We start from the raw sequence: 6,836 nt of genomic DNA, 5'->3' as shown, positions 1-6,836 counted from the left end.
GGACACAGTGCTCACGGCCGGCAGCCCGCTCTCGCGCAGCGCGGCCTTGGGCAGCCCGGAGTGCCGGGCTGCCGCAACGCGCAACTGGCGGTCCCCTCAGGGCGGGCACGCCGGAGCGTCCGCCCGGCACAGGACCGTGGCGGGTGCGACATCGCCTCAGGCAGACGGACCGGGCCCGCCGGCGCCCCGGGGGCGTAGTGGACCCGGTTACGTGTCTGAACTGCTGAAGCCGGCCGGCGTGCAGAGCGGTTCGCAAGGCGTCGACGGTAAAGCGCCCGCTGCGTTGGCCGCGCGGGTGTCGCGCAGGCTGTCCAGGAGCAGGAAGTCGTCACAGCGTGACCCGGACGAACGTGGCCCGGACGAACGGTGCATCACTCGCCCGCGCGCATGTCGACCCATTCCTCGTCGACATCGGGCGCGGCACGCTCGTATCGCTCTGCCGACCCAGCAGGTTGTCGCGGCCCTTCTCCGAGGAACTCGTAGGTCCGCGGACGGGGATCGGTCGTCTCGCCCAGCACCTTCGCGGCCGGTTGCAGTCGGGGGTGATCGGCGGGGGAAGCCCGGTCGTGCCGACTCCACGTCGCGAGCGCTGCGTGCTCTGTTTCGAGTGGCCTCGTGGGCCGCGGGTGTCCCGTGACCCCGGGCGGGGTCCTCCCCCCGAACCATCCTCCGCCCGTCCGCCGAAGCCGCAGCCTGTGGCCGTGCGGCAACTGCCCGCCCGTGGCCCCGCTTCGTGCGGTGCTGTCCGCCGGTGCAGGCTGTTGGTGGCGACCGTCCGAACGATCCGGCTACGAGGGCGGGTTCACCGAGCCGAGGGTGCTCCGCGCCTCGGAGAGCCAGGTGCGGTAGCCGCGCAGGGCCACGCGCTGCTTGCGCAGCTCTGAGATCAGCGCGAGAGCCGGGTGGGTGCCGGGCCTGGGGTCGGCGCCGCGGGCGAGACGACGCATCTGGTGGCGGACCCTCGCCATACTGGCGGCCGAGGCCAGAGCCTTGTCGGACCAGGTCACGGGCTTCATCATGCGATCGGCCTCGCGGTGGTTCTTCCAGCGGTGCGGGAGGTCGGGGAGAACGGCGAGGGCGGTGCCCACGCCGACGACCGCCACGCCGCTGTCGAGGACCCCTTCGGCGGTGCCGCGCCGGGTGATGCCGCCGGTGAGCATCAGCGGCAGCGGGCTGGTCCTGACGAGGTCCTCGGCAAGGTCCAGGAAGTACGCCTCGCGCGCCTGAGTGCGGTCGTCGGCGGGGCGGCCGGTCATCGCGGGGCTCTCGTAGCTGCCGCCGGACAGTTCGACCAGGTCGACGCCGAGCGGTTCGAGCATCCCGATCACCTGGCGCGCGTCGTCGGCGTCGAAACCGCCGCGCTGGAAGTCGGCGGAGTTCAGCTTCACGGCTACCGCGAAGGAGGGGGAGACGGCAGCGCGGACCGCCTGCACGACGTCGAGGAGCATCCGGGCGCGGTTCTCCAGTGAGCCGCCCCACTGGTCAGTGCGCTTGTTGACCAAGGGCGAGAGGAACTGCGACAGAAGGTAGCCGTGTGCGGCGTGGATCTCGACGCCGTCGAACCCGGCCTCCTCGGCGCGGCGGGCCGTGACGCCGAACCGGTTCACGGTGTCCTCGATCTGCTGTGCGGTCATGGCGGTCGGGCGGCCGAAGCGGCTGCTGTGCCTGCCGAGAGAGACGCCGACGTCGGAGGGGCCCCACACGACACCGGGCATGTCGTACGCCACCTGGCGGCCGGGGTGGTTGATCTGCATCCATATCGCGCCGCCGCCGGACTTGCCGGCCTCGGCCCACTGGGCGAACGGCTTCAGCGGCGCGTGCTCGTCGAGCACGACTCCGCCAGGTCCGGTCAGCGCCTCGGCGTGCACCATCACATTTCCGGTGATCAGCAGTCCGCTGCCGCCGGCTGCCCAACGCCGGTACAGCCGGAACAGCCGCTCATCGGGAAGCTGGCCGTCGCCGGCCATGTTCTCCTCCATGGCCGCTTTCGCGATGCGGTTGCCGAGCACCTGCCCGGAGGCCAGACGCAGTGGCGAGAACAGGTCGCTTGTCATCCCGGTTTCCTCTTCCATGTCGATCGCCTACGATGTATGCACCATTCACATTAGGGCACAATGTAAGCGCCGTACACATGAGGGAGTGTGACCTGTGTCGCAGACCGGTACGTACCACCACGGCGATCTGCGCGCCGCCTCGCTCCGTGCCGCGCGGGAATTGCTGGAGGAAGGTGGCAGCGCCGGTCTCTCGCTGCGCGCGGTCGCACGCCGGGCCGGCGTGTCGGCGACAGCCCCGTACCGTCATTACGCGGACCGTGACGCACTCGTCTCCGCGGTCGCCGCCGAGGGCTACCGAGAACTCGCCGAGCACCTGGCTGCCGTCCATCCCGCGCCATCGACCCCGGATGATCTGGCTGCGGTCGCGGTCGTCTACGTCCGGTTCGCGCTCGATCACCCGGCCCTGTTCCGGGCGATGTTCGCCGAGCCCTGCGACCCGACCAGCGAGGAACGGGTCGCCGCAACCGCCGTCATCACCGAGTACGTTCACGGCATCGTCCGGAACGCCTTTCCGGGTGCGCAGGACACCGGCGCCCTGTCGACCACCGTTTGGGCCCTCGTACACGGTCTGGCATTCCTGCACCTCGACGGCAAGCTGGACAGCTCCACCCCCGAAGTGGTCGCAGAGCAGGTTCGCGCCTCCGTGCACGCGCTCTTCACGATGTCGCAGGCGGCAACGCGGACCGAGTAGGTGACCCGCTGGTTCAGTGGTGCGTCACCGGCGCCGATCGCCGGTGAGCCGGCCTGCGGCGCCCCTGCCAGTCGCGGCCACGGACATCACCGCGGGGGATCGCCGAACTCAGCTGCCTCAGGCGGCCCATGGCCTGGCGCACCTGAAAAGTGAGCGCGCCCTCAGAAGGTTCGGCAGCGAGGAGGAGACGCTGGGGCAGGTAGGGGGACTCGACCCGGATCTCCCAGCCCCGGCGGCGGGCGTGGCAAGCCAGGGCGAGAATCGCGAGGTTGAGCGAAGCGTCCGCGTCGTCGGCACGGTCGGCCACCTGGTAGTGATCGCGGTGTGCTTCGAGTGCGTCGCCCAGAGCCAGGTGGAAACTCTCCCCGTCGCCCTCCACCAACTGCGAGAGAGGCACCGCCGGTCGCGGAAAGAAGCCCCAGCCCTTCGCCTTCTCGGCCTCCCGCAACGCCCGTTCCGCCGCCTGCTCGGAATCCACGCCCGTCAGGTAGGCGTGGAGCGCCTCCCGAGAGGCGGTGCAGGCGGATCCTTGCCCGCAAACGCGGGGCCTGTGAGGGCCAATGGGGCGAGGTTCTCGCGGACGCCGGTGATCAAGGCGAACACAGCGGCGTTCTCCCAGTTGCCGGTCCTCGCCCCTTCTCGCGACGCCGGGTATCGCAGGCGCCTGCCTGCGACGGTCACCTCGACCTCGGTGCCTGGTTCGCCGGGCGCCGTCTGTGCGGGTGTCAGCCGCCCCGGCTTCCGCGCCGGCCACCGCGCGGCGCGCCGTGTCGCCGGCTGGCGCGGGCCTGGGCAGGCGTGCGGCGCTGGGGCTCGTCGCCGCCCGTCGGGGTGGGGGAGGAGAACACGGCCGCCACCGGCATCGCCGCGGGCGCCGCGGCAGGGGATGGCACGCGTGTTCCGGGCTGTTCGCCACGCTCCGCCCGCGTTTGCCGGGGCTGCTCCGGCTCACGTGAGGCCGGTTGGGAGGACGGCGAGGGTGCGGGGAGGCCGACGACTCGGGTGTGGGTCATGAGTTTCGCGCAGGCGGCGCACACTTCGGCGAGCTGCCAGACGCGGCCGACGGCCGGGTCGTGGCGCAGTACGAGGACCGTGCTGCCTGAGCAGTGCACGCGGATGCCCTCGTGAGCGGTGCAGCCCTGCGCCCAGCACTGGCATGCAGCCCTATCCCGTACCCGCGCGGCTTTGGCGTGGGATGCGGCGTGCAGGGCGGCGAACCGGCGCAGACCCGCCACATCACGGGACTTGGCGGGCATCGTGCACGCTGCGGTCGAACACGTCACGGTCGCCGTCCGGTCGGCATGCCCGGTCAGGCGCACGGTCCAGGTACGGCCCGGCGCACGGCCGGTAATCATTTCGATGGGGGTAGTGCTCAACGCGGCCGTCCATTCGAGGAGGTCAAAGACTCGATATGTGATGACTTCCCCGCCAAGCGGTCGTCAGCACCTGCCGGAACCGGCGATTACGGTCCCGTGCGGTGCCACCGCGACGACGGCACTGGTCCCGTTCTGCAAAACCTGGCGGTCAGTTCACCGTAGACCCGACTCACCGTGAACCGACGGCCAAGGGAAATCGCCCGCGCCGTGAGGAGCGGGGTGGGTTGTCCGATGGCCCGCGCGGCCGGATCGCTGTACCGCGGGCACGCTCCCTGTGCCAGAACCGGCCTCGCGTCGTCCCCCGCGTCCTGCTCGGCGATACCCGTCAGGACGACGGCGAGCGACGACGAGCCGACGCCTCGGCCAAGGGCGCACCTCCCCCTTACGGGGCACGCTGCGGCTCGCCCCTCGCCCCTCGCCCCTCGCCCCTCATCCCGGCGATCACGGGGCCACGATGGTCGTCGTGGAACCCGGGCCACGCCGGGAGGAGTACCGGCTTCAGCCGTCTGCCGACCGTCCTTCGGTGGTCAGGCCGGCCACGAAGAGGGTCAGCCATCTGCTGCGTGCAGACGCGGGCTGGTCGGTGGGAGCGGTGGAGAACAGCAGGTAGATGTCGTCGACGGTGACATCGGGGTGAATGTCTCCGTCGGCCTGTCCGGCGCGGATGAGGTCGGCCACGGCGCCGCTCGCGCGTTCCTCGGCAGCCGGATTGCCCGGTTCCGCGCCGAGCGACTGGGCGGCGGCCTTGACGGCGCGGTCGGTCGCGGATGTCTCGACCACACGGCCGAGGAAGGCGGTCAGTTCATCCAGGGCGCGGGCGCCGTCGGCGACCCGCCCGAGTGAGGCCTGGGCGTCCTCGGCGACGCGCGCGACGAATTCGGCGACCACGGCCGCGACCAGGTCCGTCTTGGTGGGGAAGTGCCGGTACAGGATCCCGTGCACCGCGCGCCATCGTCTTCGCGAGGAGCTCGCCGGTTCCGTGGGACGGCAAAAGGAAAGGCAAGGAGAACCCTCTCCTTGCCACTCTCAACTTATAGCGCACTGGGGGGCTTGCCACAAGGCCCGGGTCACGGCGCAGAATCGTCGACCGACGCCACAACATGCGGACACGGGGTCACGACGTGTGGTGTCTGCTGTCGACCTACCGGGGCGGAAAACGGAGTGAAGTCGAACCAGTGGTGAGACCGGCAGCGCAATCGCGGTGCTCGAAGCGGAGGTGCGGGGGTGCGCGCCGCCCGAAAGTGCGGAGCGGTCGGCCGACACGTCGGAGGAAAGCAAGCAGAGATGAGGACATGCACGACAAGAGGTTCGACAGAGTGGAAGGCGCCGGTGATCCGACCGGCCACCGCAACACAACGGAGCACGCCTGCCTCGGAGGTATCGCAGTGATGGAGCAGTACGTCGTGGACCTTCGCGAGGTTGACGAGACGCACGTCGCGCTCGTCGGCGGCAAGGGCGCGCACCTGGGCGAGCTCTCGCGTATCCACGGCGTCCGCGTGCCCAGCGGTTTCTGCGTGACGACGGACGCCTTCCGGCACGTCATTGCGGGAGCGCCGTCGATCGACGACCGGCTCGATGAGTTGGCGCGCGTGAACCCGGACGACCGGGAGGCGGTCCGCACGCTGAGCGCGGAGATTCGTCGGACCATCGAAGGGATTGCCATCCCGGGTGACGTCGCGGAGGCGGTCACCCGCGCGCTCGCGGAGGGCGGGGAAGAGGCCGCGTACGCCGTCCGCTCCAGCGCGACGGCCGAGGACCTGCCGACGGCTTCCTTCGCCGGCCAGCAGGACACCTACCTGAACGTCGTGGGACCGCAGGCGATCCTCCAGCACATCAGCCGGTGCTGGGCCTCGCTGTTCACCGAGCGAGCCGTGACCTACCGCCGGCGGCACGGCATCGACCACCGTATGGTCCACATGGCCGTGGTCGTACAGCAGATGGCCTTCCCACAGGCGTCCGGCATTCTGTTCACGGCCGACCCCGTCACCGGCAACCGGAAGGTCGCCACCGTGGACGCGGGCTTCGGCCTCGGCGAGGCCCTGGTGTCCGGACTCGTGAACCCCGACGTCTTCACGGTGCGAGAGGGCAAAGTCGTCGCCAAGGCGATCGCCGCCAAAAAGCGTGCCATTCAGGCACGGCCGACCGGCGGAACGCAGGAAGTGTCCATCGACGCGCGGCGGCAGGAGCAGCCGGCGCTGACGGATGCGCAGGTCGTACGGCTCGCGCAGCTCGGGCGACGGATCGAAGCCCACTTCGGCCGCCCTCAGGACATCGAATGGTGTCTGGTCGACGACGGCTTCCAGATCGTTCAGAGCAGGCCCATCACGACGCTGTTCCCCATCCCGGAGATCGGCGACCAGGAGAATCACGTCTACGTCTCCGTCGGTCATCAACAGATGATGACCGACGCCATGAAGCCCCTCGGGTACTCCATGTGGCAGCTGACGGCCATGGTGCCGATGCACGAGGCCGGCGGGAGACTGTTCGTCGATGTCACCCGACGCTTGGCCTCGCCTGCGAGCCGCGCCGGTCTCCTGAACATCATGGGGAAAGGCGATCCGCTGGTCAGGGACGCTCTGGAAACCGTCCTCGACCGCGACGATTTCGTCCCTTCGCTCCCGGACGCGGGTCCCGGCGGGCCGCCCCGGCCGGGGCCTTCTTGGCCGGGGTGCTCTTGTCCACCCCGGCCGACTTCCCGGCCGCCGTCTTCTTCGC

The 6,836-nt window shown here is 70.4% G+C and carries 5 protein-coding genes; 2 read left to right on the top strand and 3 right to left on the bottom strand.

Going from position 1 to position 6,836, the window contains the following annotated elements; all coding sequences use genetic code 11:
• Positions 1 to 788: 788 nt before the first annotated feature.
• Positions 789 to 2,054: an NADH:flavin oxidoreductase/NADH oxidase family protein gene (locus ABTX78_RS31155; protein ID WP_352210130.1), complete on the bottom strand. Its 1,266-nt coding sequence runs from the start codon at positions 2,052 to 2,054 to the stop codon at positions 789 to 791.
• 94 nt (positions 2,055 to 2,148) lie between these two features.
• On the opposite strand from ABTX78_RS31155, the gene ABTX78_RS31150 reads away from it, so the two are divergent.
• Positions 2,149 to 2,745, top strand: a complete 597-nt coding sequence (locus ABTX78_RS31150) for a TetR/AcrR family transcriptional regulator (protein WP_352210129.1) — start codon at positions 2,149 to 2,151, stop codon at positions 2,743 to 2,745.
• A 13-nt stretch (positions 2,746 to 2,758) separates the two neighbouring features.
• Here the strand turns inward: ABTX78_RS31150 and ABTX78_RS31145 are convergent, their stop codons facing one another.
• Entirely contained in the window at positions 2,759 to 3,223 is a 465-nt protein-coding gene (locus ABTX78_RS31145; protein WP_352210128.1) for an immunity 49 family protein, read from the bottom strand.
• Between the two features lie 1,396 nt (positions 3,224 to 4,619).
• Entirely contained in the window at positions 4,620 to 5,063 is a 444-nt protein-coding gene (locus tag ABTX78_RS31140; protein WP_352210127.1) for an SbtR family transcriptional regulator, read from the bottom strand.
• Positions 5,064 to 5,509: 446 nt separating this feature from the next.
• On the opposite strand from ABTX78_RS31140, the gene ABTX78_RS31135 reads away from it, so the two are divergent.
• The coding region (locus ABTX78_RS31135; RefSeq protein WP_502994015.1) for a PEP/pyruvate-binding domain-containing protein at positions 5,510 to 6,836 on the top strand (1,327 nt) is incomplete at its 3' end.

The organism is Streptomyces sp. NPDC096193 (assembly GCF_040302905.1).
Lineage (GTDB): Bacteria > Actinomycetota > Actinomycetes > Streptomycetales > Streptomycetaceae > Streptomyces.
Note: the sequence above shows the minus strand (reverse complement) of the source record. Positions and strands in the feature narration are given on the sequence as shown.

What these genes read in the sequence shown, in the direction of transcription:
- ABTX78_RS31155 (WP_352210130.1), bottom strand. Translation starts at nt 2,054, where the DNA reads ATGACAAGCGACCTGTTCTCGCCACTGCGTCTGGCCTCCGGGCAGGTG.